A 24,697-nucleotide genomic window follows, 5' to 3' on the forward strand; every position below is an offset into this window, starting at 1 on the left:
TTTTCTTCTCATTCATCATGAATAACGAGTTCCACTGATTCAAGGCGCCAGTATTCAAAATCGACCTGCACCACTTTTTTATCCCGTGTCGCTCGGTGTTTTTCCACCAAAATTCCGTAAGTATTCGGTGCCACACCCAGTTCTTTGCAGGCCAGCTCCGGCATATTGACCGGTTTGAAGATCATCTCTTTAATGGTTAAGGTATGACCGAATTCATCTTCCCAGACGCTGGCAAACGACTGGTTCTCCAGTTTATGGATATATCCCGGCGCGGTTTCTGCATCAATATATGACTCGTGGTAAAAAACCTTATGTTCATCGAGCCCACACCATCCTGTTACCCGATAGCAATTCTCAGACGCGGGAAACACCCTCTCAACCTGATGCGGCACGCTCTCCATGCTCTCACGGGATAAATAGCCCCAGGAGGGATTTCGCCCCTGGGCACGGGCTTCCGCATTAAAACTGGAGAGGGATTTTGGGTTATAGATAAAGCGCTTAGCAGAAATAAACCAGCCGCTGCGGTTCTTTCTAAATATCCGTGCACCCACCTCCAGCTCAATCAGCACCTGCCGTAAGGTCATGCGTTTGGCATCCAGCAGTTCGCACAACTCGCGCTCAGACGGTAGCTTCGAGCCAGCCGGTAAGTTTTGTTCACTCAGCCAGCGTTCAAAACGCTCCCTGAGCACATCCACGTAGTTTTTTTCTTTCATCCCACACCATCTGGTTTAAACCAATTTGATCATAAGATATTTGAGCTGGAAGAATTCTCAAGTGTTTTTACATGGCCAACACTTTTTTTGTGGGCCATGTATCAGGAATGAAGCAAGGAAAGGTTAAGTACGGTGTAAAAGAAGGGAGCATCCCCCGTTAGCACGGGGGAGACGAACGAAAGAGAAACCTATTTACCCCATAACCGACGGGCATTGTCTTCAATTTTGTTACTGAGCCGCCGTTTTTGCATGGTGCGCGTCCAGCTGGTCGATAGCCCCGCCGCCGACAGCAGGCGGTGATACTGTTCGTCATCAAACGGCATATGCCAGGCAATGGCGCAGGCGTCATAAACAGACACATCGCTCAGGCGTGATGCCAGCTCAAGCGGTGCGTCCGCTGAAACCTGCCCAGCCAGCACCACACGGTACAGCCAGCCGGTTTTACCCGCGTTTTGCATCTGAGCCGACATGTCATGAATGCCGAAATGGTAGTTGAGCTTGAAGCACGGCGAGCGCGGCTGCGTCACCTGAATCAGGGCATCGCCCCAGCGGTAAATATCACCGATAAAGACGTTTTGCTCGGTCAGCCCTTCGGTCGAGAGGTTCTCACCGAACGCGGGCGCGACAAACAGATCCGCCTGTTCGGGGAATTCGGCTTTCCAGTGCTGATAGTGCTCGCGCGGGTAGTGGCACAGCGCACGCTCGGGCCCGCCGTGGATTTTCTTTTCGGCCTGCTCGTCACCCGCCAGCCCGAGGTCGGTAAGCGTCAGCTCACCGTCGACCTGAATTTTAGCGATGGCGCTCGGGCGACTGCCGTCGTACTCCCTTACCTTGCCTGTAAACACGTTCACCGGGTAATGCATTGCTGCCTCCATTACGCAGATACAAAAAAAAGCGAGTCATAAGACTCGCTTCTCACAGGCGTCAACGCAACCTTATTTTTTAGCGGCGAAACGTGCTGCAGCTTCGTCCCAGTTCACCACGTCCCAGAAGGCTTTGATGTAGTCCGGGCGACGGTTCTGGAATTTCAGGTAGTAAGCGTGTTCCCACACGTCCAGACCCAGGATTGGGAAGCCGGATGCGCCAGAGATCGCTTCACCCATCAGCGGGGAGTCCTGGTTAGCAGTAGAAACCACCGCCAGTTTGTCACCTTTCAGAACCAGCCACGCCCAGCCAGAGCCGAAACGAGTAGCAGCGGCTTTTTCGAACTCCGCTTTGAAGTTGTCCACGGAACCGAAGTCGCGCTCGATAGCCGCTTTCAGGTCGCCCTGCAGGGTGGTACCGGTTTTCAGGCCTTTCCAGAACAGGCTGTGGTTAGCGTGGCCGCCAGCGTTGTTACGCAGAACGGTTTTCTTGTCCGCTGGCAGCTGGTCCAGCTTGGTGATCAGCTCTTCAACAGGCAGGTTAGCGAACTCTGGCAGGCTTTCCAGCGCGGCGTTCGCGTTGTTCACATAGGTCTGATGGTGTTTAGTGTGATGGATTTCCATCGTCTGCTTGTCGAAATGCGGTTCCAGTGCGTCGTAGGCATACGGCAGGGATGGCAGTGTATAACTCATAATCCTCTCCATTATTGTCGGGCGGCACAGCTGTTAATGCCGCGTAAGCAGTTGGTTCATTATAGTTAATTAAATGATATTGAAAATGATTATCAATGCCGTAGTTTTTATAAGGTTATTCACATTCTGACAAAAGCTAAAATGGGTAATTCACTCAGGAGGTTAACGGAAGATGCTGCCGCGAAGACGACAGCATTGTCGGGTTAGTTTTGTTCCGCCACCAGCAGCGCGTAAGTGTCTGGCTCCAGGGCTTTAAAGATGTGCGGCTGGTCGGCGGGATAACAAATGTAATCCCCTGCGCCGAGCTCTTCCGCCGCGTCAAGCAGGCCAACCAGCGCCCGTCCCTGCGTGACAATGATATGCTCAACCGAGCCTGGCGGATGCGGCTGGGAAATACGGTCAGCACCCGGCTGGGTCATCAGAAGATAAACATCGCGGCGCGCGCCGGGGGGGCATGCGGCCAGTAAAATAGCCTCGTAATTAGCCTGTCCGGCGACCACTTTCGTCCCTTCGCCGCGGCGGATCACCTGTGTGGTCGGCAACTGCGGCTCAAGCAGGCGGGCGAAAGGAATATCCAGCGCCACGCAAAGCGACCACAGCGTTTCCAGGCTAGGGTTACCGTTGCCGGACTCCAGCTGGGAAAGGGTGGATTTTGCGATCCCGGCACGGCGGGCAATTTCCGCCAGTGAAAGCCCGGTTCGCAGGCGTTCTCGCACCAGACTTTTGGCGATCAGGCTGATCGGCTGCGTCATATAACGGCCTCTTGTTCTATAAAACGAACGAATCGTTCGTCTTGAAAATCAGTTTCGTTGCGTTCATTATAATGGATACACGTTCGATATGGCTAAAAATGTATGAAGCATCATCTCTCTTGCCTGAAAGGCGACACCATAAAAGCAATTATCCTGGTCTGCCTCGCGGTGGGCGTGGTCGGGATGTCCTACGGCTCCCTGGCGATGGCCTACGGTTTCCCGGTCTGGGTACCGTTTGTACTCTCCATCACCGTACTCGCGGGCGCGTCAGAGTTTATGTTTATCGGCATTGTGGCAAGCGGCGGTAACCCGCTGGCGGCCGCAGCCGCGGGGTTGCTGGTCAACGCGCGGCACGTGCCGTTTGGCGTGACGGTGCGTGAACTGGTAGGCAAGCGCGGCCTGAGCCTGTTGGGTTGCCACATTATGAACGACGAAAGCGTGGTGTTTGGCCTGTCGCAAAAAACCGCCGAGCAGCGTAAGGCCGCCTACTGGCTGTGCGGCTTAGGCGTCGCCATCGTCTGGCCGCTCGGCGCGCTGCTGGGCGCAATGGTTGGCAAACTGTTACCTGACCCGGAAACCATCGGCCTGGACGCGGTATTCCCGGCCATATTACTGGCGCTGGTGGTTCCCGCATTTAAAAACCGTACCACGCTAATCCGCGCCTGCAGCGGTGCCGCGCTATCACTGGCTGCCGTGCCGTTTGCCCCGGTAGGATTACCGGTGCTGCTCTCTTTACTGGGTCTTGCTGCGAGGAAAAAATAATGGGAAATATGACGTTTTTTATTCTCGGCATCGCCATTTTGTCTGCGGGAACGTACCTGATGCGTCTTGGCGGGGCGAAACTGGGCAGCAGGCTGGCACTGTCAGAACGCTCTCAGGCGCTGCTTTCAGACGCGGCAACAGTGCTGCTTTTTTCCGTGGCGCTGGCGACCACGTTTTATGAAGGCGAACATTTCGCAGGCATGGCGCGCGTGCTGGGCGTGGCGTTTGCGGTGTTTTTGGCCTGGCGGAAAATGCCGTTAATTGTGGTGATCGTGGCGGCGGCAGTGGTAACCGCGCTGCTGCGCGTGGCGGGCATAAACTAAAAAAGCGCCCCGGGGGCGCTCTTTCGACGGTGTGACAGCTTATTTCGTCAGTTCAGCGGTCATGTGTACGCGGTTACCTGAGAACGCCTGGGTAATTTTGTAAGATGACGCGCCGGCTTCCTGAGCCTGAGCCGCGATTTTCGCTTCTGCGCCGTCAATGGTTGACGCGGTTGCGGTCACGGTCTGAGCAGCGAAAGAACCGAAAGAAGTAGCCAGAGCGATTACAGCGACAAAAGTTTTGATGCTTTTCATAATATAAACCCTTTCATTAAGTTGTTTAGGTAAGGCACCGTGCCTTGATGAGATAAATACTAGACCTCATCATGAACAACTAAAAGCGGAAGGATTTGCTATTATCATTCAAAATTATTGATTAAGAATTAATCGCTGTGGATGGGTATAAATGGTTGCCCTTCCCGGCTTGCAGAAGCCCACCAGCGTCAGGTTACAGCGCTCCGCCACCTTCACCGCCAGCGTCGTTGCGGCTGAGACCGCAAACAGAATTTCCACACCGCACATCGCGGATTTTTGCACCATCTCGTAGCTGGCCCGGCTGGAAACGAGAGCCGCCCCCTGCTTCCAGACGTCACTTTCACGCGCCCGGCGCCCCAGCAGCTTATCCAGCGCCACATGGCGGCCAACGTCCTCATGCCCACCGGCAATCTCTCCCGACGGCAACACCCATGCCGCCGCGTGCGTACAGCCGCTCAGCTGGCCGATGGGCTGTACATCGTTCAGGTGCTCAAGCGCATGGTCGAGGTGAGCCAGATTAAAGGTCTGAGTAAACGACAATGGCGCAACGGGTTTACCAATATCATTGAGTTGCTCAACGCCACAGACGCCGCAGCCGGTACGCCCGGCCAGCGCGCGGCGGCGCTCTTTCAGCCCCATAAAGCGGCGGCTGGAGAGTTCGATTTGCACTTCGAGACCGTTGCAGGCCTGCACCACGTCCATGCCGTAGATGTCTTGCGGATGCTCGATGATGCCTTCCGAGAGGGAAAAACCGATGGCGAACAGCTCAAGATCTTTTGGCGAAGCCATCATCACGACATGCGAGATACCGTTGTAAACGAGCGCAACGGGCACTTCTTCCGCCAGAAAATCCGGCGTGGCATGGGTGATGTGGGGCGGTCTGTGTACCGACAGTTCCACAATGCCCGCAGGCAGTGGTGACGAGTGGGGAGCACGGTTTTGTTTAGACACAGCGGTATTCCTGAACAACCACGGAGGTGAGCCTGCTATTGCAGCATAATCCACAGGCGTTACGCATAGTATGGATCAACTTTTCGACAACCATTCTCCTACTCATTTAGCAGGGGTGCAACCTGCCACCGGCTACACCGCTTTAACATGCAGAGCTGTTAATGTGATCAATATCACACTTTATAATCAACATGGTGATAATACGTTCACTTTGTATTAACGCCATTAGAACAGCGGTACCGACAATGTGGTATTCTGATGATATCCCTCGTGGAATTGAGGGATTAACGCAAATTTTTCTCCTTTGCGGTCATTCTTCAACCGCGAAGTCAAAACTACATATGTAAGCAATGTCGAAACAAGGAGTGACCCATGCAGGTCAGCAGAAGGCAGTTCTTTAAGATCTGCGCTGGCGGTATGGCAGGCACCACGGCAGCGGCACTGGGCTTTGCGCCCGGCGTAGCGCTGGCGGAAACGCGGCAGTATAAACTGCTGCGCACCCGTGAAACCCGTAATACCTGTACGTACTGCTCTGTCGGTTGCGGGCTGTTAATGTATAGCCTCGGCGACGGTGCTAAAAACGCCAAAGCGTCTATTTTCCATATCGAAGGCGACCCGGATCATCCGGTCAACCGCGGCGCATTGTGCCCGAAAGGGGCCGGTCTGGTGGACTTTATCCACTCCGAAAGCCGCCTCAAATTCCCTGAATATCGCGCGCCTGGCTCCGACAAATGGCAGCAAATCAGCTGGGAAGAGGCGTTTGATCGCATCGCAAAACACATTAAAGAAGACCGCGATGCCAACTTTGTTGAGAAGAACGCCGACGGCGTTACGGTCAACCGCTGGCTCTCCACCGGGATGCTGTGTGCCTCTGCTTCCAGCAACGAAACCGGTTATTTAACCCAGAAATTTACGCGCGCACTCGGTATGCTCGCGGTCGACAACCAGGCGCGTGTCTGACACGGACCAACGGTAGCAAGTCTTGCTCCAACATTTGGTCGCGGTGCGATGACCAACCACTGGGTCGACATCAAGAACGCCAACCTCATTGTGGTGATGGGCGGTAACGCCGCTGAAGCGCACCCTGTCGGGTTCCGCTGGGCGATGGAAGCCAAAATCCACAACGGTGCGAAACTGATTGTGATCGATCCCCGCTTTACGCGTACTGCGTCAGTGGCGGATTTCTACACCCCTATTCGTTCAGGTACTGACATCACTTTCCTGTCAGGCGTATTGCTGTACCTGATGACCAACGAAAAATACAACCGCGAATACACCGAAGCCTATACCAACGCCAGCCTGATCGTGCGTGAGGATTACCACTTCGAAGATGGCCTGTTCAGCGGTTACGACGCCGAAAAACGCAAATACGATAAAACCAGCTGGAACTACGAGCTGGATGAGAAAGGCTTTGCGAAGCGCGACACCACCCTGCAACACCCGCGCTGCGTGTGGAACCTGCTGAAAGAGCACGTCTCCCGCTACACGCCGGAAGTTGTCGAAAACATCTGTGGTACGCCGAAGGCGGACTTCCTGAAGGTGTGCGAGCTGATCGCCGAAACCAGCGCGAAAGATAAAACCGCGTCGTTCCTGTACGCCCTCGGCTGGACGCAACACTCCATCGGCGCGCAGAACATCCGCACCATGGCGATGGTTCAGCTGCTGCTCGGCAACATGGGGATGGCAGGCGGCGGCGTGAACGCCCTGCGCGGTCACTCCAACATTCAGGGTCTGACCGACCTCGGCCTGCTGTCTCAAAGCCTGCCGGGTTACATGAACCTGCCAAGCGAAAAACAGACCGACCTGCAAACCTACCTGACGGCCAGTACGCCGAAACCGCTGCTCGAAGGCCAGGTAAACTACTGGGGCAACTATCCGAAGTTCTTCGTCTCCATGATGAAAGCATTCTTCGGCGATAAAGCGACGGCGGAAAACAGCTGGGGCTTTGACTGGCTGCCGAAGTGGGACAAAGGCTACGACGTTCTGCAGTATTTCGAGATGATGCACCAGGGCAAAGTGAACGGCTATCTGTGCCAGGGCTTTAACCCGGTGGCCTCGTTCCCGAACAAGAACAAGGTTGTTGAGTCTCTGTCGAAGCTGAAGTTCCTGGTGACGATTGACCCGCTCAATACCGAGACCTCGACCTTCTGGCAGAATCACGGTGAATCGAACGACGTCGATCCGTCGAAGATTCAGACCGAAGTGTTCCGTCTGCCGTCAACCTGCTTCGCGGAAGAGAACGGGTCTATCGTTAACTCCGGACGCTGGCTGCAGTGGCACTGGAAAGGCGCGGACGCCCCGGGCATCGCCATGAACGACGGCGAGATCCTGGCCGGTATCTTCTTGCGCCTGCGTAAGATGTATGCGGAAGAAGGCGGCGCGAACCCGGAACCGGTCCTGAACATGACCTGGAACTACTCGACGCCGGAAAACCCTGCGCCAGAAGAAGTGGCGATGGAGAGCAACGGTAAGGCGCTGGCGGACGTTATCGACCCGGCCACCGGCACCGTACTAGCGAAGAAAGGCGATCAGCTCAGCACCTTCGCGCACCTGCGCGATGACGGCACGACCTCCAGCGGCTGCTGGATCTTTGCCGGTAGCTGGACGCCGAAGGGCAACCAGATGGCCAACCGCGATAACGCCGATCCGTCGGGCCTCGGCAATACGCTGGGCTGGGCATGGGCATGGCCGCTTAACCGCCGCATCCTCTATAACCGCGCATCCGCTGACCCACAGGGCAACCCGTGGGATCCGAAGCGTCAGCTTCTGAAGTGGGACGGCGCGAAATGGGGCGGCGTGGATATTCCGGACTACAGCACTGCCGCACCGGGCAGCGACGTTGGGCCGTTTATCATGCAGCCTGAAGGGATGGGACGTCTGTTTGCTATCGATAAGATGGCGGAAGGTCCGTTCCCGGAACACTACGAGCCGTTTGAGACGCCGCTGGGCACCAACCCGCTGCACCCGAACGTGGTCTCTAACCCGGCAGCCCGTATCTTTAAGGGCGATTTCGAAGCGCTGGGTAAAAAAGACAAGTTCCCGTACGTGGGCACCACCTACCGTCTGACCGAGCACTTCCACTACTGGACCAAGCACGCGCTGCTTAACGCCATCGCGCAGCCGGAACAGTTTGTGGAGATCGGCGAGAAGCTGGCGAACAAGCTCGGGATTGCCCATGGCGATACCGTGAAGGTCTCCTCTAACCGCGGCTACATTAAAGCCAAGGCGGTGGTGACCAAGCGTATTCGCACGCTGAACGTTCACGGTCAGCAGGTGGATACCATCGGTATTCCGATTCACTGGGGCTATGAGGGCGTGGCGAAGAAAGGGTTCATTGCGAACACCCTGACGCCGTTCGTCGGCGATGCGAATACGCAGACGCCGGAGTTTAAGGCCTTCCTCGTGAACGTGGAAAAGGTGTAACGGAGACGACTTATGGCTTATCAATCTCAAGACATTATCCGTCGTTCCGCGACTAATGGTTTCACGCCCGCGCCTCAGGCACGGGACCACCAGCAGGAAGTGGCGAAGCTTATCGACGTGACCACCTGTATCGGCTGTAAAGCCTGTCAGGTGGCGTGTTCAGAGTGGAACGATCTGCGTGACGAAGTGGGTCACAACGTCGGGGTGTACGACAACCCGGCGGACCTGACCGCCAAGTCCTGGACGGTGATGCGTTTCTCGGAAGTGGAGCAGAACGACAAACTGGAATGGCTTATCCGCAAAGACGGCTGTATGCACTGTGCGGATCCGGGCTGCCTGAAGGCATGTCCGTCAGAAGGGGCTATCATTCAGTATGCCAACGGCATCGTCGACTTCCAGTCCGAACAGTGCATCGGCTGCGGCTACTGCATCGCGGGCTGTCCGTTCGACGTACCGCGCCTGAACCCGGAAGACAACCGCGTCTACAAATGCACCCTGTGCGTGGACCGCGTTACCGTCGGCCAGGAGCCTGCATGCGTGAAGACCTGCCCAACCGGCGCGATCCAATTTGGCTCCAAAGAGGATATGAAAACGCTGGCGGCAGAACGCGTGGGCGAGCTGAAGACCCGTGGTTACGACAACGCGGGCCTGTACGATCCGGCCGGGGTTGGCGGTACGCACGTGATGTACGTGCTGCACCACGCCGATAAGCCGAACCTGTATCACGGCCTGCCGGAGAACCCGGAAATCAGCGCTACCGTGAAGTTCTGGAAAGGCATCTGGAAACCGCTGGCAGCGGTGGGCTTTGCTGCCACCTTCGCAGCGAGCATCTTCCACTACGTCGGCGTTGGTCCGAACCGCGCGGAAGAGGAAGACGACAACCTGCATGAAGAGAAAGACGAGGTGCGCAAATGAGAAAACGTGACACCATCGTGCGCTACACCGCGCCGGAACGCATCAACCACTGGGTCACCGCCTTCTGCTTCATGCTGGCGGCGATAAGCGGGCTGGGGTTCTTCTTCCCGTCCTTCAACTGGCTGATGCAGATCATGGGGACACCACAGCTGGCGCGCATCCTGCACCCGTTTGTGGGCGTCATCATGTTCGCGTCGTTCATCATCATGTTTTTCCGCTACTGGCACCATAACCTAATCAATCGGGATGATATCTTTTGGGCGAAGAATATTCGTAAGATCGTCGTCAACGAGGAAGTGGGTGATACCGGGCGTTATAACTTCGGCCAGAAATGCGTATTCTGGGCGGCGATTATCTTCCTGGTCCTGTTGCTGGTGAGCGGCGTGATCATCTGGCGTCCGTACTTTGCGCCTGCTTTCTCAATCCCGGTGATCCGATTCGCGCTGATGCTGCATTCATTTGCCGCAGTGGCGTTAATTGTGGTTATCATGGTGCATATCTACGCCGCCCTTTGGGTGAAAGGCACCATTACCGCGATGGTGGAAGGATGGGTAACCAGTACGTGGGCGAAGAAACATCACCCGCGCTGGTACCGTGAAGTCCGCCAGAAACAGGAAAAGTCATCTGAATGAGTATTCGCATAATCCCGCAAGATGAGCTGGGGTCGAGCGAGAAACGCACGGCGGATTATATTCCGCCGTTGTTATTCCCCAGACTCAAGAACCTCTACAACCGCCGCGCAGAGCGTCTGCGCGAGCTGGCAGAGAACAACCCGCTGGGCGATTTTCTGCGCTTTGCCGCGCTGGTCGCCCACGCGCAGGAAGTGGTGCTGTACGACCATCCCCTGCAAATGGACCTGACCGCGCGCATCAAAGAAGCCAACGCGCAGGGCAAGCCGCCGCTGGACATTCACGTCCTGCCGCGCGACAAGCACTGGCAGAAGCTGCTGCATTCGCTGATTGCCGAGCTGAAGCCCGAGATGAGCGGTACCGCGCTGTCGGTCATTGAGAATCTGGAAAAAGCGTCCGAACAAGAGCTGGAAGAGATGGCAAGCGCGCTGTTTGCCTCTGACTTCTCGCTGGTGAGCAGCGATAAAGCGCCGTTTATCTGGGCTGCCCTGTCGCTCTACTGGGCGCAAATGGCAAGCCTGATCCCGGGCAAAGCGCGCGCAGAATACGGCGAAGCGCGCCAGTTCTGCCCGGTCTGCGGCTCCATGCCGGTATCGAGCATGGTGCAAATCGGCACCACGCAGGGGCTGCGCTACCTGCACTGCAACCTGTGTGAAACCGAGTGGCACGTGGTGCGCATCAAGTGCAGCAACTGCGAGCAGACCCGCGATCTGAACTACTGGTCGCTGGAAAATGAAGACGCGGCGGTGAAAGCCGAAAGCTGCGGCGACTGCGGCACTTACCTGAAGATTCTGTATCAGGAAAAAGACCCGAAAGTCGAAGCGGTGGCCGACGATCTTGCCTCGCTGATTCTGGACGCGAAGATGGAGCAGGAGGGCTTTGCCCGCAGCTCGATCAACCCGTTCCTGTTCCCGGGTGAAGGGGAGTAATTCCCTGTGACAGTGCCGGGCAGCGCGTGCTTGCCCGGCCTACAGCTGGTACGGTGAAACAACCCCAGGAATGCCCTGAAAGTCTTTAGTATTCCGGGTGATTAACGGGCAATTTCTGCTTTGGGCAGTCGCTAAAATAATGGCATCCGGCAGTTTCATGCCATGCTTCTCACGGAGCACGACGCTTCTTTCAGCGATCTCTCGGGTTACATCGATAATCTCAAATGCGCCCATTACCGACGCTGTTTTCGCTTCGTGGCCATGTTTGCGTGCCCCCACCATGACTTCCATCCATGTGATTAGACTGATTGACCGGTGCGACGCTGTGTTTTCGATCGTATTTGCTGCCTCGACGCGATTGTTGAAAAGGTCGATCAGGATATTGGTATCAAAAACCGCCATGTGTTCCATAGCTACCACTCCTCACGCAGCTTGCGTTCATACTCTAAACCGTCTTCTTGCTGGTTCCCCCACAAACCAAGCGCATCACGGATAACGGATGAGCTTTGCTGATCGAGATACTGCTCAATTGCTTCACGCAGTAATTCGGCACGAGGTTGGTTGCGCAGCTGCTTGAGGTTATCGAGACGTTGAATAACGTCATCCGACAAATCGATCAGAATTCTGCCCATGTTAAGCTCCGCCAGTAAACTCATATATCACCTCAGTATATCATTATTGTCTATTTTCAAGGCAACATACACTTTCTCTCAGTAGGGTTAAAGCCCCAGCCAATAGTTTGCCTTCTGTTTGCGGGCTGCTTTCCAGATTGTTATCCGCAACAATATTCTTGTTTTCTTTTGAATCAAACCAGGCTATAAAACTGTTCATCCATACAGTAAAAGGGAATTTTAATGGTGCTGGAACAGGGTATTGCACAACTGGTTCAGGGATTTATCGCTGCGGGTCGGCCCTCGTCACGTCGCCAGAGCATTGAAGTGCGACGAGCAGGCTATATTGCCAGCACGGGGCTTGCCGGGGAGACCGAAACGCGCGTTCAGGTGGAGACGCTTGTTCTTGAGGGTCTTACCATTCGGGTATTTTCACCTCTCAATGCACCTGAAATATTGCCTGCAACCATCTACTATCACGGCGGATGCTTTATCAGCGGCGGCTTTGATACCCATGACAACCAACTTCGTCAGTTAGCCTGCTACAGCAATTGTCGGGTGATTGCGATCCAGTACAGGCTGGCGCCGGAGCATACCTTCCCCGCCGCGCATGACGATGCGGAAAGAGGTGCGGAACTGGTATGGCAATATGCGGACAAATTAGGCGTCGACAGGAACCAGCTCACCCTTTGCGGAGACAGCGCAGGGGGACATCTTGCGCTGGTAACGTCATTGCGGCTCAACGCGAAAGGGCGATGGAAACCCGCACAGCTTATTCTTATCTACCCCATGCTCGACGCCACCGCCAGTTTTGAAAGCTATGCCCTCAATGGCACGGATTACGTTATCACCCGGGATACTCTGCTCAGCGGGTATGAAATGTATCTCGCAGAGACTGACCGTCAGCATCCCGAAGCGAGCCCGCTGTGGCGCGATGATTTTTACGGGCTTCCGCCAGTGCACATTATTACCGCAGAGTACGATCCGCTGTGCGATGAGGGAGAAATGTTGTATCAGCATCTGACTGAGCAGGGTGTGAAGTGTACCGCTCAGCGCTGGCTGGGCGTCATCCATGGCTTCTTTCAGCTTGGCGGCATCAGCCAGTCAGCGCGAGATGTTATGCGGGATATCGCCGGGCGGATTCAGCACGCCCGGGGAGCGTGAACAGGAGATTACTCCTCCTCGTTCCCACCCTCTTCATACGCGCCAAAAGGCTTCGCCGGAAGAACGATATAGGTGCCTTCAAACACCGCGCCCGGTGTTTTATCGCCAAACAGTTCAACCTGCATTTGGACGCGAGCCTTGCGGCCACGTGCCAGACGGTCCAGATCGCCGCCCAGTGACCCCAGATCGGCCACCGCGCTCGGCTTGCCGCTGATCGGTGCGCTATAGCGGATGTGAGCATCGGCCAGAATGATGGTGCCACCCAGATGGCGCTCGCGCAGCATCAGCCAGATCAGCCCCCAGCCGGTGAGCGTGGCCAGTGAGAACAGGCTGCCGGCAAACAGCGTGTGGTGCGGGTTCTGATTGCCGGTTTCCGGCATGGTGGTAATAAATTTTTGTCCGGTGTACTGCTGAATACGCACGCCCATTTTTTCACTGAGCGGAATGTGCTGATACCAGGCCTGCTGGAGCTGTCCGCACCAGTCGGCGCGATGCAGAATATCGTCCAGCGTGGCGATGGGTTTGATCATCAAAAAATGACGAATCGGCGTGGTTTGCGGGGTCGTGATCTCCCCCTGATTCACAAAACCAAGTTTGGCAAAGAATTCTACGGCATCTTCGCGGGCGCTACAGGTGACGCGCTTAACGCCTTCCTGACGGGCGACGGACTCCAGGGTCATCGCCATTAGCGTCCCCAGACCTTTGTCCTGCACGGAGGGATGAACCGCCATAAAGCGAATAGACGCTTCGTTATCGGCGTTGATATACAAACGCCCGACGGCGACGAGGTTACCCTCTTCGTCCATCACCATCTGATGGTGGGCCATCGCGTCCCAGGCGTCGCGTTCAGAGCCTTTTGGCTGATGCAGTGGCTTGCGCAGCATTTCCCAGCGGAACTGGTAATAAGCGTCTAACTCTTCTTCCGTTTGCGGTACTCGAAGGTGATACATAGCTGTACTCTCTCTTGTTACCCGCGGCCACGCCGCCAGTATGCTCATACCTGGAGCCAGAATGTGACGGGGCCATCGTTCACCAGCGACACCTGCATATCTGCAGCGAATCGTCCGGTTTGCGTATTCATTTCCTGCTGGCGACAACGCTCAACAAAGTACTCGTAAAGTGCTTCTGCACGATCCGGCGCGGCGCCTTTAGAGAAGCTCGGGCGCATGCCGCGCTCGGTATCCGCTGCCAGCGTAAACTGGGAAACTACCAGCACGCTGCCGCCCGCCTGCTGGACGTTCAGGTTCATCTTGCCTTCCGCATCGCTGAAAATACGGTAGCCCAGCACGCGCTCACATAAGCGGTTGGCTTTTTGTTCGTCGTCATCCTTTTCGACACCTAACAACACCAAAAGTCCTGGGCCAATTTCACCCGTCACCTCTCCCTCCACGGTGACGCTGGCACGGGTTACGCGCTGTATCAATGCAATCATGGTTGGTCTGCTTCTTGTTGTTTTTCAGCTGCTGCTGCTTTTTTAAGTTCGCGGTATACACCGAGAGTGACAGTTATTTCAGCACCAAGCAAGACGATACACCAGGTCCAGTAGACCCAGACAAACAAAATGGGGATCACCGCCAGCACGCCGTAAATCAGCTGATAGGACGGAAACATGGTGATGTAGAGGGCAAACCCTTTCTTACCGAGCTCAAAGAGCAACGCCGCCACCAGCGCCCCCACGACAGCATCACGGTTAGGCACGCGGGTGGTCGGTACGACGCTATAGAGCAGCCAGAACGAGAGCCACGACAGGATCAACGGAAAGATGCGAAGCGCATTATCAATTACGCCGTTTAAATCACTCGCCCAGCGCAAGGAAAGGAGATACGAACTGATCGCCAGGCTCGCCCCGGCCAGCAGCGGCCCCAGCGTGAGGATCATCCAGTACACGGCAAAGGAATAGACCTTTGGCCGCGCTTTTTTGCTCCGCCAGATCGTGTTCAGCGCGTTATCGATGGCGTACATCAACAGCAGCGCGGTGACGATAAGCCCGCATGCCCCCACTGCCGTCATCTTGCTGGAATTGGCGACAAACTGCTCAATGTAGTTCTGGATGACATCCCCGGTTGCAGGAATGAAATTCGCGAAGACAAAATGACGAAGCTGCAGGCTGACGTCCGCAAACATCGGAAAGGCGGAAAACAGGGCAAAGATAACCGCCACCAGCGGTACTAATGAGAGCAACGACACGTAGGCGAGGTTACCCGCCAGCGTGGTCATATTGTCCTCATCAATACGGTGCCAGAGCAGTTTCAGCCAGGCCCGCAGCGGGCGAGTATGGTGCGTGGCTTTTTGATGAACGGTTTTTAGCATAGCTGCTTCGCGAAGTAGTTTGGTATCGTCTCTTTTCCGGTCACCAGAATTGACGTGATACCCAACTGATTAGCTCCCTCTATATTATCGGCGTTGTCATCGAAAAAGACCGCATCGGCCGCGGTGAATCCCTCTGACTGCAGAACAGCCTGGTAAATTCGCGCTTCAGGCTTACGCATACCCATCTCCTGCGAAAGATAGATCTTATCTGCCGCCGCCTTAACTTCAGGGTATTCCTCAGGCCAGAACGTCGTGTGCAGACGGTTGGTATTTGATAGCACAACGACCCGATGCCCCTGCTCGCGCAGTTTGTGCATGATGTCTATCACCTCAGGCCGAATGGCGACAAATACCGCCTGCCAGCCGTGGGAAAACTGCTCGTAGCTTAACGGTAGATCCATCTCCTGACAGAAACGTTCCGCGAATTCCTCATCACTGATCTCGCCCCGCTCATGCTGATGGAAGGTCTCGCCCATCGCGAAATTCTGCTTCAGTGTCGCCAGCGGAACGCGGCTAAAGTCGCTCCACGCACCCAGCACGCGATTAAAATCGATATCGACGATTACGTTTCCTAAATCAAAGATATAAAGCATGGTTATCTCCTGCTCGCCGTGGAGAGGTAACTGTAGCGGGAAAGATAAAGTTTGGCTATGCACGAGATTCAGCTGAGAGGGAGCAGTATGAAGAACAAAAATTTAGCCCGGGAAGATGATATTGGCTTTCGGGCGATAGGCTGGGATGAGTTTTATTTAAGTGCGTTTTTGCGAAGATATACGTTTTAGTTCATTTTGCAAAAAATTATAGAAAAACGCTTCCATAAGCTTTTTCTCATCACCATATTCCCCCAGTTTTTTCCATGGCAATCCCATTTCTCGCGGCTTTGCGAGAAATTGCAACAAGTTTACTTTACTTAAATTTACATTTAGATACAAATACTCTATTTATCTTCTTTTTTATAATGATAAGTTTACATTACTTTACATATGGAGCTGCACTTTCGTGAAGATTAAAAAGGGATACGTCCTCAGTGCCGTATTAATAGCAATACTCTGCGCATTCGCTATTTATTCATACAATGCCTACCAATTTAAAAAAGCCAGCAGAGATATTTTATATCAACTCTCTAGCCAATTAATTGTGAAGCAAGGGCTTGAACCAAAATCTTCAACCCACCTCGTTTTTGATACGTTATATATCGACGGAAACATATCCAAAGATGATGACAAAATCATTGTGGGACTTATCAAAAAAAACCTTATCCCTGTCAGAACAATATCGATAAACAGTGGTGGCGGCGATGTCGAAACTGCAATCAATATAGCACGAATTATTCATGATAAAGAAATTAACATTGAGGTCAGGCGATTATGCCTTTCTTCCTGTGCTAACTATCTTTTCCCAGCGGCAAAAAACAAAATCATCAACTATGGTTCGATTATTGGTTTCCATGGGTCGCCTAATTCTGATGACAATAAGTTAACAACTACGGTTAACGGAGAAATCAATACAGACACAACGATAACAGATCGCATTTTCTCAGAAATAAGAAAAACGGATAAAGCATTCTACAAAGATATAAATGTGTCATGGATGATGCCACTTTGCGGGCAAAAAGAAAATATTGGTGATCCAGACACAGGTCTGTCGACGTACAGCGAAAAGGATTTTACGCGTTTTGGCGTAAAAAACATTTCATTCACGGATGGTGAAATGGTATGGAAAAAGTCTATGGATATTATGGGTATACCTTTTGCTCACTATTGCAAGGAAAATTAATAATGCGTGAACTCAATGAAAGTGAATTAAGTAACGTCAGCGGTGCAGGAATGTGGGGTTCTATCGGTAGTGCGATTGGTGGGATGTTCGGTGGTGGTAGCGCTGGTTGTAATGGCAGCTATTCTCACACCAGCACCACTAACAAAGATGGTTCTCACTCTGAAAGCACATCCTTTAGCGGTGGTTGCTCGGTTAACGTTGGTGGTAAAAGCGGTGGTTCATCAAAAGGTAATGGTGGTTCGAAAAGTGGCGGTGGCCGCCAGGGTAATGATCACGGTAGACATTAATTCCTGAACCATTATAACTCATAGCCGCTGATATTTGGCGGCTATTTCCACCCCGCAGGAGGCCAGATATGTTTCGCAAGGAAGCTATTGAATATCAGAGTACACGGTGGGAAGGGAAAGCTGTTCTTCTGCCGGGCATCCCTTTTGCTCTTATCATATTGCTCAGCATTTTTTTTATTGCTTCCATTTCTATTTTTATTACCAAAGGTTCCTACACCCGTCGCGTCATCGTTCACGGTGAAATAACCACTTTCCCTGGCTCAGTGAATATCTCTGCATCAATGCAGGGTACAGTCGTGCAGAGTTTTGTTAATGAAGGCGATCGCGTAAAAAAAGGTGATGCTCTCTTTCTCATTCATTCGGGTGTATCGACGCAATCAGGCCTGGTTGATGAGAATAAAAAAAAGGAGATCGCGCTACAGATAAAGAGTATCAGCGTAATGATGGCAAATTTGAACTCTTCGAAAAACCGTACGCTCAACGCGCTGACGACTCAAAAAGATCATTATCAGTCCAGTTTTAATACCTCATCTGGGCTACTGGTGCAGGCTGAGCGGGAACTGCATCAGATTGAGAAGAACGTTAACGATTACCGTGGTTATCAGGAAAAAGGTCTGGTCACCAAAGACCAGATGAGTAGCCAAAACGCACTACTCTACCAACAGCAGAGCAATGTTTCTGACCTGGTCGCCAGAAAATCACAGGACCAGGTTCAGATCGATGCGCTCAATCAGCAAATCCAGTCCCAGAGCGCTGATTATGACCAACAGATTTACCAGCTTGAGCAAAAAATATACGAACTGCAAAAAGAAAAGTTAAATACAGAAGCGGAAGGTAATTATGTCATCGTGGCAACAGCCGATGGCTTAATCGACTCCATCAATACGGCGCAAGGTAAGATGATCGGCGCAGGCGATGTACTGGCGCGAGTTCAGCAGAATATCCATTCTCCATGCTATCTCGAAACCTGGGTTCCGGATGAAGTTCTTCCTTATCTGGCGATTGGCCAGCGCGTTAATGTTAGTTACGACGCCTTTCCTTATGAAAAATTTGGTCAGTTCAGGGCATCAATATCAGCAATATCCAGGCTTCCGGCATCGAAGCCAGAACTCCTGTCAAAGCAGACCATCGCACATGAATTCTATGACGATAAAAAGTCCTGGTACAAAATCATGATCAAACCTGACCTACAGTCTGTGCAAGTTCATGGAAAACAACTCTCACTGAGCCAGGGAGCCAAAGCGCAGATTTCTCTTTTCCTTGAAAAGAGACATATCTATGAGTGGTTATTATCGCCATTTTACGAAATGAAAATGAGCGTAACGGACGCAGGTAATGAATAATCTTTATACACTTGAGACGCTGCTGCGCAAGTTGGATCTGAAAATATTTAAACGCATCCCAGTTGTCTTTCAAACCGAAGCGTCCGAATGTGGCCTGGCCTGTCTTTCAATGATATGCAGTTTTTATGGCAAGCAGGTGGATCTACTGCAACTCCGGCAACAATTCAATTTGTCATCACGTGGGGTCAACCTCAATGCGATAAAAGCAATTGCCAGTGAACTGGAGATGTCGTCACGCGCATTGTCCGTGGACCTTCAGGAATTACATGACGTGCGTAAGCCCTGCATATTGCATTGGGATTTTAACCATTTTGTCGTACTGATTAAGGTCGATAAGAACAGCGCGGTGATCCACGACCCTGCGTTTGGACGACGGGTGATTAGCATGCCCGAATTGTCCCAACATTTTACTGGTGTTGTGCTTGAGGTATGGCCGGGAACCACTTTCTCAGTTCAAAAGAAGCAAAACAGGTTAAAAGCGACCACGTTATTAAAGAATATCAATGGACTGATAACTTCACTGACGAAGGTATTTTTCTTATCGCTGGTGATTGAGTTGATCAGCCTGCTAATGCCAGTGGGGACACAATTAGTCACGGATAATGTGATTGCATCCGGAGATTACGGTTTACTTAATATCATCTGTCTTGGGTTGTTTATTCTGATTCTGTTACGTTTGACGGTCAGTGTCATACGCTCCTGGACCACGCTGATACTGGGAACACTCATCGACGTCCAGTGGAGTTTTAGCCTCTTTTCTCACCTTATTAAGCTACCGACCACCTATTTTGAAAGACGCAAACTGGGGGACATTCAGTCTCGCTTCCACTCGCTTGATGTTATACGGGCCACTTTTACCACAGGTTTGACTGGTAGCATTATTGATACGCTAATGCTCATGGGTTTGCTGGTAATGATGTTTTTATACAACCTGCAGCTCAGCATGATAGTGGTCTCTTTTACCGCAATATACACCTTCATTCGGTTTGCTACCTATCGATACTATCGCCAGCTATCCGAAGAAGAGTTAATCAAGGAAGCACGCCTTAATTCTTATTTTATGGAAACCCTGTACGGTATCGCGACGATTAAGATTCAGGGGATGACTGACCTGAGAATCAATAACTGGTTTAATCTTTTTTCAGATAAGGTCAATACAGGCATTCGTTTGACGCGAATGGATCTTTTCTTTGGTGGCGTCGTCTCTTTTATCGCCGCCTGCGACCAAATTGTTATCCTGTGGGTTAGCGGCAGGCTGATGATGGATAGTCATTTAACCATCGGTATGTTTATCGCATTTAACACCTTCAGGAGTCAGTTCTATGACCGAATAAATGCCCTGATCAACTTTATCATTCAGCTGAAGATCATCAACTTACACAATGAACGCGTTGCCGATATTGCGCTGCAGGAAGCATCTTCTTCAACGGCCACCAGCCCGCTGCGTTTACCACACGGAGCCTTAACGCTCGAAACTCAGGATCTGACTTACCGTTATGATAACCATGCGGACCCTATCTTCAGCAAACTGAATCTGACCATTCATGCCGGAGAGAGTATTGCTATTACGGGCGTATCGGGTTCAGGTAAAAGCACCTTGATGAAAGTGTTGTGCGGTTTATTCGAACCGTCGAACGGCTGCGTCCGAATTAATGGCATTGATATTAAGCAACTTGGTTTCGAGCATTATGCTGAACGCATTGCCTGTATCATGCAGGAAGATAAGCTGTTTTCAGGCTCAATCAAAGAGAATATAGCCGGTTTTCGGCCTGACATTGACGAGCAGTGGATGGTGCAATGCGCTATCGCAAGCCATATTCATAATGACATTTTAAAGCTACCAATGGGTTACGAGACACTGATTGGTGAACTTGGGGAAGGGTTGTCCGGCGGTCAAAAACAGCGGATTTATATTGCCCGGGCATTATACCGTAAACCGGGTATTTTATTCATGGACGAGGCGACCAGCCACCTTGATAAAACCAGTGAAAGTCAGGTCAATCAGTCTATACAGGCGATGAACATTACGAGGATTATTATCGCGCATCGCGAAACCACGATTTCATCGGCAGATCGGGTGTTCGTGATAAATGGAGCAGAGTTACCCTAATCCGTGAATTTCGCAGGAAAAAGATAGCGTTGGGACATAACGTCCCCGGGTAATGAAGAATTCTGGCGATCATCGAATAAAAAAGCCGCTGAGGGATCAGCGGCTTTTTACCTGCCGGGTGGCGCGTGCGCTTACCCGGCCTATAGATTGACCGTATTAGTCTTCTTTCGCACCGCGCATAGCACGTTTACGATCGTTCTCGGTCAGGTGACGTTTACGGATACGAATTGACTGTGGAGTCACTTCTACCAGTTCGTCATCATCGATGAATTCCAGAGCCTGCTCCAGAGTCATCTTGATCGGTGGAACCAGAACCGTTGCTTCGTCAGTACCGGACGCACGCATGTTGGTCAGTTTCTTACCGGTCAGGCAGTTTACGGTCAGGTCGTTAGAACGACTGTGAATACCGATGATCTGGCCTTCATAAACTTCAGCACCGTGACCCAGGAACAGCTTACCGCGATCCTGCAGACCGAACAGCGCAAACGCAACCGCTTTACCCTGACCGTTGGAGATCAGTACGCCGTTGTTACGCTGGCCCACTTCGCCCGGACGAACGTCGTCGTAGTGGCTGAAGGTGGAGTACAGCAGGCCGGTACCAGAGGTCATGGTCATGAACTCTGAACGGAAGCCGATCAGGCCACGGCTTGGGATCACGTAGTCGAGACGTACGCGGCCTTTGCCATCTGGATTCATGTTTTTCAGGTCGCCTTTACGCTCACCCAGAGCCTGCATCACAGAACCCTGGTGCTGCTCTTCAACGTCCAGCGTCACGTTTTCGAACGGCTCTTGTTTACGGCCGTCGATTTCGCGGAAGATTACTTTCGGACGGGAAACCGCCATTTCGAAACCTTCACGACGCATGTTTTCGATCAGAACAGACAGGTGCAGCTCACCACGACCCGAAACGCGGAATGCATCAGCGTCTTCGGTTTCTTCAACGCGCAGCGCAACGTTGTGCACCAGCTCTTTGTTCAGGCGGTCAAGGATCTGACGAGAGGTAACGAACTTACCTTCTTTACCACAGAACGGAGAGGTGTTGACGTTGAAGAACATGGATACGGTTGGTTCATCAACGGACAGGGCTGGCAGCGCTTCGACGTTCTGCGGATCGCAGATGGTGTCGGAGATGTTCAGTTCACCCAGACCGGTGATAGCGATAATGTCGCCCGCTTCAGCGATGTCGCTCTCGATACGCTCAAGACCCAGGTGAGTCAGCACTTTACCAACTTTACCGTTACGGGTTTTGCCTTCACTATCGATGATAGTAACCTGCTGGTTAGGCTTCACTTTACCGCGCTTGATACGACCAATGCCGATTACGCCAACGTAGTTGTTGTAGTCGAGCTGAGAGATCTGCATCTGCAGGGTACCGTCAAGATCGACGTTTGGCGCAGGAACACGGTCAACAATCGCCTGATACAGCGGGGTCATGTCTTCAGCCATGTCTTCGTGGTCCAGACCTGCGATACCGTTCAGCGCAGAGGCGTAAACGATAGGGAAGTCCAGCTGCTCGTCGGTCGCGTCGAGGTTAACGAACAGGTCGAAGACCTGGTCAACAACCCAGTCAGGACGCGCGCCAGGGCGGTCAACTTTGTTGATAACAACGATTGGCTTCAGACCATGGGCAAAAGCTTTTTTGGTCACGAAGCGCGTCTGTGGCATTGGGCCATCCATTGCGTCAACGACCAGCAGAACGGAGTCTACCATGGACATTACACGTTCAACTTCACCACCGAAGTCGGCGTGCCCTGGGGTATCAACGATGTTGATACGGTAGTCATTCCATTTAATCGCGGTGTTTTTCGCGAGGATGGTAATCCCACGCTCTTTCTCCAAATCGTTGGAGTCCATCACGCGTTCTTGGGTTTCGGCACGCGCATCAAACGTACCGGATTGCTGCAGCAGCTTGTCAACCAGGGTAGTTTTACCATGGTCTACGTGCGCGATGATGGCGATGTTACGCAAATTTTCGATCACAACTTTGCCTCAGGCATTTAGAAATAGCGCGTTATTGTACACGGATTAATCGCACTACAAAACAGGATCACAAACATCCCCCGCAAACAAGTCATGCAGGGATGCTTTGTGATCGCTTTCACGGAGCGGTAAAAGGGCTCTTTAACGTAAATTGCACCAATATGGTGCTCAATGTTCACATTGAAGCACTATACTGGTGCAACAAATCCATCGTGGTGCAGCCCTTTTGCACTATGGTGCGCATGATAACGCCTTTTTGGGGTGTTTTAAAAGTTGGCACAGATTTCGCTTTATAAAAAATACATGGCACCAGCCAGTACAAACAGAAATTGAAGACCTCGTTACCACGACGACAATGACCAATCTGGAGAGTTAAGTATGTCCGCTGAACACGTTTTGACGATGCTGAACGAACATGAAGTGAAGTTTGTTGATCTGCGCTTCACCGATACCAAAGGTAAAGAACAGCACGTCACAATCCCTGCTCATCAGGTGAACGCCGAATTCTTCGAAGAAGGCAAAATGTTTGACGGCTCCTCCATTGGTGGCTGGAAAGGCATTAACGAATCCGACATGGTTCTGATGCCGGACGCGACCACTGCGCTCATTGACCCGTTCTTCGAAGAACCAACCCTGATCATCCGTTGCGACATCCTCGAGCCAGGCACGCTGCAGGGCTACGACCGTGACCCACGTTCTATCGCAAAACGTGCTGAAGAGTACCTGCGTTCTACCGGCATCGCAGACACCGTTCTGTTCGGACCAGAGCCAGAGTTCTTCCTGTTTGACGACATCCGTTTCGGCGCTTCAATTTCTGGTTCCCACGTGGCTATCGATGACATCGAAGGTGCATGGAACTCTTCCACCAAATACGAAGGTGGTAACAAAGGTCACCGTCCTGGCGTGAAAGGCGGTTACTTCCCGGTTCCTCCGGTCGATTCTTCACAGGACATCCGTTCTACCATGTGTATGATCATGGAAGAGATGGGCCTGGTTGTTGAAGCGCACCACCACGAAGTGGCGACTGCTGGCCAGAACGAAATCGCTACCCGCTTTAACACCATGACCAAGAAAGCGGATGAGATTCAGATTTACAAATACGTTGTGCACAACGTTGCGCACCGTTTCGGTAAAACCGCGACCTTCATGCCAAAACCAATGTTTGGCGATAACGGTTCCGGTATGCACTGCCACATGTCTCTGTCCAAGAACGGTACCAACCTGTTCTCTGGCGACAAATATGCCGGTCTGTCCGAGCAGGCGCTGCACTACATCGGTGGTGTTATCAAACACGCTAAAGCGATCAACGCCCTGGCGAACCCAACCACTAACTCCTACAAGCGTCTGGTCCCGGGCTACGAAGCGCCAGTGATGCTGGCCTACTCTGCACGTAACCGTTCTGCTTCTATCCGTATTCCGGTGGTGGCGTCTCCTAAAGCACGTCGTATCGAAGTGCGCTTCCCGGATCCAGCGGCTAACCCATACCTGTGCTTCGCAGCACTGCTGATGGCCGGTCTGGACGGTATTAAGAATAAGATCCACCCGGGCGAAGCGATGGACAAAAACCTGTACGACCTGCCGCCAGAAGAAGCGAAAGAGATCCCACAGGTTGCTGGCTCTCTGGAAGAAGCCCTGCAGGCGCTGGACGCAGACCGCGAGTTCCTGACTGCGGGTGGTGTGTTCACTGATGAAGCGATTGACGCTTACATCGCCCTGCGTATTGAAGAGAACGACCGTGTGCGTATGACGCCACACCCGGTTGAGTTCGAGCTGTACTACAGCGTTTAATAAAGTTGTTTTACCCGGCGTGACAAGCGCCGGGGGTAGTTGCCGTGGAAACTTTTAGCCCATCTCCGGATGGGCTTTTTTCTCCACCAACAACCTGATCTCACGCGCTATTTACGCCGAAAA

25 protein-coding genes are annotated in these 24,697 nt (G+C 52.6%); 12 read left to right on the forward strand and 13 right to left on the reverse strand.

The annotated features are described in order from the left end of the window. Positions 1-8: 8 nt before the first annotated feature. The 4 genes from OTG14_RS23025 to OTG14_RS23040 all read right to left on the reverse strand — a co-directional run bounded on the left by OTG14_RS23025 (position 9) and on the right by OTG14_RS23040 (position 3,021). Positions 9-713, reverse strand: coding sequence for a UTRA domain-containing protein (locus tag OTG14_RS23025; RefSeq protein WP_048989393.1), 705 nt, complete (start codon positions 711-713; stop codon positions 9-11). Between the two features lie 188 nt (positions 714-901). Then, the gene (yiiM, locus tag OTG14_RS23030) at positions 902-1,576 is read right to left on the reverse strand and encodes a 6-hydroxyaminopurine reductase (protein ID WP_024909204.1); all 675 of its coding nucleotides are present in this window, start codon (positions 1,574-1,576) and stop codon (positions 902-904) included. A 72-nt stretch (positions 1,577-1,648) separates the two neighbouring features. Next, positions 1,649-2,269 carry a superoxide dismutase [Mn] gene (sodA, locus tag OTG14_RS23035; protein WP_003861999.1) on the reverse strand — a complete coding sequence of 207 codons (621 nt, stop codon included), beginning with the start codon at positions 2,267-2,269 and terminating at the stop codon, positions 1,649-1,651. 203 nt (positions 2,270-2,472) lie between these two features. Then, a complete protein-coding gene (locus OTG14_RS23040; protein WP_023309744.1) occupies positions 2,473-3,021 on the reverse strand; it encodes a helix-turn-helix domain-containing protein in 549 nt (182 codons plus the stop codon). Positions 3,022-3,123: 102 nt separating this feature from the next. Here OTG14_RS23040 and OTG14_RS23045 point away from each other — a divergent pair, with 102 nt between their 5' ends. Beyond that, positions 3,124-3,783, forward strand: coding sequence for an AzlC family ABC transporter permease (locus tag OTG14_RS23045; protein WP_023333870.1), 660 nt, complete (start codon positions 3,124-3,126; stop codon positions 3,781-3,783). Then, positions 3,783-4,106 carry an AzlD domain-containing protein gene (locus tag OTG14_RS23050; RefSeq protein ID WP_024909205.1) on the forward strand — a complete coding sequence of 108 codons (324 nt, stop codon included), beginning with the start codon at positions 3,783-3,785 and terminating at the stop codon, positions 4,104-4,106. The genes OTG14_RS23045 and OTG14_RS23050 overlap by 1 nt, the downstream gene beginning before the upstream one ends. 39 nt (positions 4,107-4,145) lie before the next feature. On the opposite strand, the gene OTG14_RS23055 is transcribed toward OTG14_RS23050, so the two are convergent. Together OTG14_RS23055 and fdhD are read right to left on the reverse strand one after the other, a co-directional pair. Continuing rightward, on the reverse strand, positions 4,146-4,358 hold the full coding sequence (locus OTG14_RS23055; RefSeq protein WP_023309747.1) for a YdgH/BhsA/McbA family protein: 213 nt from the start codon (positions 4,356-4,358) through the stop codon (positions 4,146-4,148). 114 nt (positions 4,359-4,472) lie between these two features. Further along, entirely contained in the window at positions 4,473-5,309 is an 837-nt protein-coding gene (gene fdhD / locus OTG14_RS23060; RefSeq protein ID WP_267215798.1) for a formate dehydrogenase accessory sulfurtransferase FdhD, read from the reverse strand. Between the two features lie 372 nt (positions 5,310-5,681). Between fdhD and fdnG the strand changes: the two genes are divergently transcribed. Genes fdnG through fdhE form a run of 4 tightly spaced genes read left to right on the forward strand, consistent with a single transcriptional unit; the run spans position 5,682 to position 11,205 of the window. After that, positions 5,682-8,732, forward strand: coding sequence for a formate dehydrogenase-N subunit alpha (gene fdnG / locus OTG14_RS23065; protein ID WP_090420837.1), 3,051 nt, complete (start codon positions 5,682-5,684; stop codon positions 8,730-8,732). 12 nt (positions 8,733-8,744) lie between these two features. Beyond that, positions 8,745-9,647 (forward strand): formate dehydrogenase subunit beta, encoded by a 903-nt coding sequence (gene fdxH / locus OTG14_RS23070; protein WP_267215799.1) that lies wholly within the window; start codon positions 8,745-8,747, stop codon positions 9,645-9,647. Beyond that, positions 9,644-10,279, forward strand: coding sequence for a formate dehydrogenase cytochrome b556 subunit (gene fdoI, locus OTG14_RS23075; RefSeq protein ID WP_008501832.1), 636 nt, complete (start codon positions 9,644-9,646; stop codon positions 10,277-10,279). Before fdxH ends, fdoI begins: the two co-directional genes overlap by 4 nt. Next, entirely contained in the window at positions 10,276-11,205 is a 930-nt protein-coding gene (gene fdhE / locus OTG14_RS23080; RefSeq protein WP_148769955.1) for a formate dehydrogenase accessory protein FdhE, read from the forward strand. The genes fdoI and fdhE overlap by 4 nt, the downstream gene beginning before the upstream one ends. A gap of 39 nt (positions 11,206-11,244) precedes the next feature. On the opposite strand, the gene OTG14_RS23085 is transcribed toward fdhE, so the two are convergent. Further along, a complete protein-coding gene (locus OTG14_RS23085) occupies positions 11,245-11,616 on the reverse strand; it encodes a type II toxin-antitoxin system VapC family toxin (protein WP_032648446.1) in 372 nt (123 codons plus the stop codon). A gap of 2 nt (positions 11,617-11,618) precedes the next feature. Next, complete coding sequence (locus OTG14_RS23090) at positions 11,619-11,861, reverse strand: ribbon-helix-helix protein, CopG family (RefSeq protein ID WP_045909092.1); 243 nt, start codon at positions 11,859-11,861, stop codon at positions 11,619-11,621. Positions 11,862-12,059: 198 nt separating this feature from the next. Here OTG14_RS23090 and OTG14_RS23095 point away from each other — a divergent pair, with 198 nt between their 5' ends. Next, positions 12,060-12,980 (forward strand): alpha/beta hydrolase, encoded by a 921-nt coding sequence (locus tag OTG14_RS23095; protein WP_267215800.1) that lies wholly within the window; start codon positions 12,060-12,062, stop codon positions 12,978-12,980. 8 nt (positions 12,981-12,988) lie between these two features. Here the strand turns inward: OTG14_RS23095 and fabY are convergent, their stop codons facing one another. Genes fabY through yihX form a run of 4 tightly spaced genes read right to left on the reverse strand, consistent with a single transcriptional unit; the run spans position 12,989 to position 15,883 of the window. Then, complete coding sequence (gene fabY / locus OTG14_RS23100) at positions 12,989-13,930, reverse strand: fatty acid biosynthesis protein FabY (protein ID WP_023309755.1); 942 nt, start codon at positions 13,928-13,930, stop codon at positions 12,989-12,991. Between the two features lie 44 nt (positions 13,931-13,974). Further along, positions 13,975-14,412 carry a D-aminoacyl-tRNA deacylase gene (gene dtd / locus OTG14_RS23105; RefSeq protein ID WP_008501836.1) on the reverse strand — a complete coding sequence of 146 codons (438 nt, stop codon included), beginning with the start codon at positions 14,410-14,412 and terminating at the stop codon, positions 13,975-13,977. Beyond that, the gene (locus OTG14_RS23110; RefSeq protein WP_032648442.1) at positions 14,409-15,290 is read right to left on the reverse strand and encodes a virulence factor BrkB family protein; all 882 of its coding nucleotides are present in this window, start codon (positions 15,288-15,290) and stop codon (positions 14,409-14,411) included. Before OTG14_RS23110 ends, dtd begins: the two co-directional genes overlap by 4 nt. Beyond that, positions 15,284-15,883 carry a glucose-1-phosphatase gene (gene yihX, locus OTG14_RS23115; protein WP_024909213.1) on the reverse strand — a complete coding sequence of 200 codons (600 nt, stop codon included), beginning with the start codon at positions 15,881-15,883 and terminating at the stop codon, positions 15,284-15,286. Before yihX ends, OTG14_RS23110 begins: the two co-directional genes overlap by 7 nt. A gap of 406 nt (positions 15,884-16,289) precedes the next feature. Here yihX and OTG14_RS23120 point away from each other — a divergent pair, with 406 nt between their 5' ends. From OTG14_RS23120 to OTG14_RS23135, 4 genes are all read left to right on the forward strand, one after another. Continuing rightward, positions 16,290-17,066: a hypothetical protein gene (locus OTG14_RS23120; RefSeq protein WP_267215801.1), complete on the forward strand. Its 777-nt coding sequence runs from the start codon at positions 16,290-16,292 to the stop codon at positions 17,064-17,066. Between the two features lie 2 nt (positions 17,067-17,068). After that, on the forward strand, positions 17,069-17,353 hold the full coding sequence (locus tag OTG14_RS23125) for a hypothetical protein (RefSeq protein WP_023309759.1): 285 nt from the start codon (positions 17,069-17,071) through the stop codon (positions 17,351-17,353). A gap of 68 nt (positions 17,354-17,421) precedes the next feature. Next, positions 17,422-18,696 carry an HlyD family secretion protein gene (locus OTG14_RS23130; protein ID WP_157189888.1) on the forward strand — a complete coding sequence of 425 codons (1,275 nt, stop codon included), beginning with the start codon at positions 17,422-17,424 and terminating at the stop codon, positions 18,694-18,696. Further along, positions 18,689-20,806 (forward strand): peptidase domain-containing ABC transporter, encoded by a 2,118-nt coding sequence (locus OTG14_RS23135; RefSeq protein WP_024909216.1) that lies wholly within the window; start codon positions 18,689-18,691, stop codon positions 20,804-20,806. The genes OTG14_RS23130 and OTG14_RS23135 overlap by 8 nt, the downstream gene beginning before the upstream one ends. A gap of 156 nt (positions 20,807-20,962) precedes the next feature. On the opposite strand, the gene typA is transcribed toward OTG14_RS23135, so the two are convergent. Further along, the gene (typA, locus tag OTG14_RS23140) at positions 20,963-22,786 is read right to left on the reverse strand and encodes a ribosome-dependent GTPase TypA (RefSeq protein ID WP_023331638.1); all 1,824 of its coding nucleotides are present in this window, start codon (positions 22,784-22,786) and stop codon (positions 20,963-20,965) included. 378 nt (positions 22,787-23,164) lie between these two features. Here typA and glnA point away from each other — a divergent pair, with 378 nt between their 5' ends. Beyond that, on the forward strand, positions 23,165-24,574 hold the full coding sequence (glnA, locus tag OTG14_RS23145) for a glutamate--ammonia ligase (RefSeq protein ID WP_024909217.1): 1,410 nt from the start codon (positions 23,165-23,167) through the stop codon (positions 24,572-24,574). Positions 24,575-24,697: the final 123 nt, after the last annotated feature.

This window comes from Enterobacter pseudoroggenkampii, assembly GCF_026420145.1.
Lineage (GTDB): Bacteria > Pseudomonadota > Gammaproteobacteria > Enterobacterales > Enterobacteriaceae > Enterobacter > Enterobacter pseudoroggenkampii.

What these genes read in the sequence shown, in the direction of transcription:
- OTG14_RS23040 (WP_023309744.1), bottom strand. Translation starts at nt 3,021, where the DNA reads ATGACGCAGCCGATCAGCCTGATCGCCAAAAGTCTGGTGCGAGAACGC.
- glnA (WP_024909217.1), top strand. Translation starts at nt 23,165, where the DNA reads ATGTCCGCTGAACACGTTTTGACGATGCTGAACGAACATGAAGTGAAG.
- OTG14_RS23090 (WP_045909092.1), bottom strand. Translation starts at nt 11,861, where the DNA reads ATGAGTTTACTGGCGGAGCTTAACATGGGCAGAATTCTGATCGATTTG.
- OTG14_RS23050 (WP_024909205.1), top strand. Translation starts at nt 3,783, where the DNA reads ATGGGAAATATGACGTTTTTTATTCTCGGCATCGCCATTTTGTCTGCG.
- OTG14_RS23110 (WP_032648442.1), bottom strand. Translation starts at nt 15,290, where the DNA reads ATGCTAAAAACCGTTCATCAAAAAGCCACGCACCATACTCGCCCGCTG.
- yiiM (WP_024909204.1), bottom strand. Translation starts at nt 1,576, where the DNA reads ATGCATTACCCGGTGAACGTGTTTACAGGCAAGGTAAGGGAGTACGAC.
- OTG14_RS23055 (WP_023309747.1), bottom strand. Translation starts at nt 4,358, where the DNA reads ATGAAAAGCATCAAAACTTTTGTCGCTGTAATCGCTCTGGCTACTTCT.
- dtd (WP_008501836.1), bottom strand. Translation starts at nt 14,412, where the DNA reads ATGATTGCATTGATACAGCGCGTAACCCGTGCCAGCGTCACCGTGGAG.
- OTG14_RS23135 (WP_024909216.1), top strand. Translation starts at nt 18,689, where the DNA reads ATGAATAATCTTTATACACTTGAGACGCTGCTGCGCAAGTTGGATCTG.
- OTG14_RS23130 (WP_157189888.1), top strand. Translation starts at nt 17,422, where the DNA reads ATGTTTCGCAAGGAAGCTATTGAATATCAGAGTACACGGTGGGAAGGG.
- fabY (WP_023309755.1), bottom strand. Translation starts at nt 13,930, where the DNA reads ATGTATCACCTTCGAGTACCGCAAACGGAAGAAGAGTTAGACGCTTAT.
- sodA (WP_003861999.1), bottom strand. Translation starts at nt 2,269, where the DNA reads ATGAGTTATACACTGCCATCCCTGCCGTATGCCTACGACGCACTGGAA.
- fdoI (WP_008501832.1), top strand. Translation starts at nt 9,644, where the DNA reads ATGAGAAAACGTGACACCATCGTGCGCTACACCGCGCCGGAACGCATC.
- OTG14_RS23125 (WP_023309759.1), top strand. Translation starts at nt 17,069, where the DNA reads ATGCGTGAACTCAATGAAAGTGAATTAAGTAACGTCAGCGGTGCAGGA.
- fdhE (WP_148769955.1), top strand. Translation starts at nt 10,276, where the DNA reads ATGAGTATTCGCATAATCCCGCAAGATGAGCTGGGGTCGAGCGAGAAA.
- OTG14_RS23095 (WP_267215800.1), top strand. Translation starts at nt 12,060, where the DNA reads ATGGTGCTGGAACAGGGTATTGCACAACTGGTTCAGGGATTTATCGCT.
- OTG14_RS23025 (WP_048989393.1), bottom strand. Translation starts at nt 713, where the DNA reads ATGAAAGAAAAAAACTACGTGGATGTGCTCAGGGAGCGTTTTGAACGC.
- OTG14_RS23045 (WP_023333870.1), top strand. Translation starts at nt 3,124, where the DNA reads ATGAAGCATCATCTCTCTTGCCTGAAAGGCGACACCATAAAAGCAATT.
- fdxH (WP_267215799.1), top strand. Translation starts at nt 8,745, where the DNA reads ATGGCTTATCAATCTCAAGACATTATCCGTCGTTCCGCGACTAATGGT.
- yihX (WP_024909213.1), bottom strand. Translation starts at nt 15,883, where the DNA reads ATGCTTTATATCTTTGATTTAGGAAACGTAATCGTCGATATCGATTTT.
- OTG14_RS23085 (WP_032648446.1), bottom strand. Translation starts at nt 11,616, where the DNA reads ATGGAACACATGGCGGTTTTTGATACCAATATCCTGATCGACCTTTTC.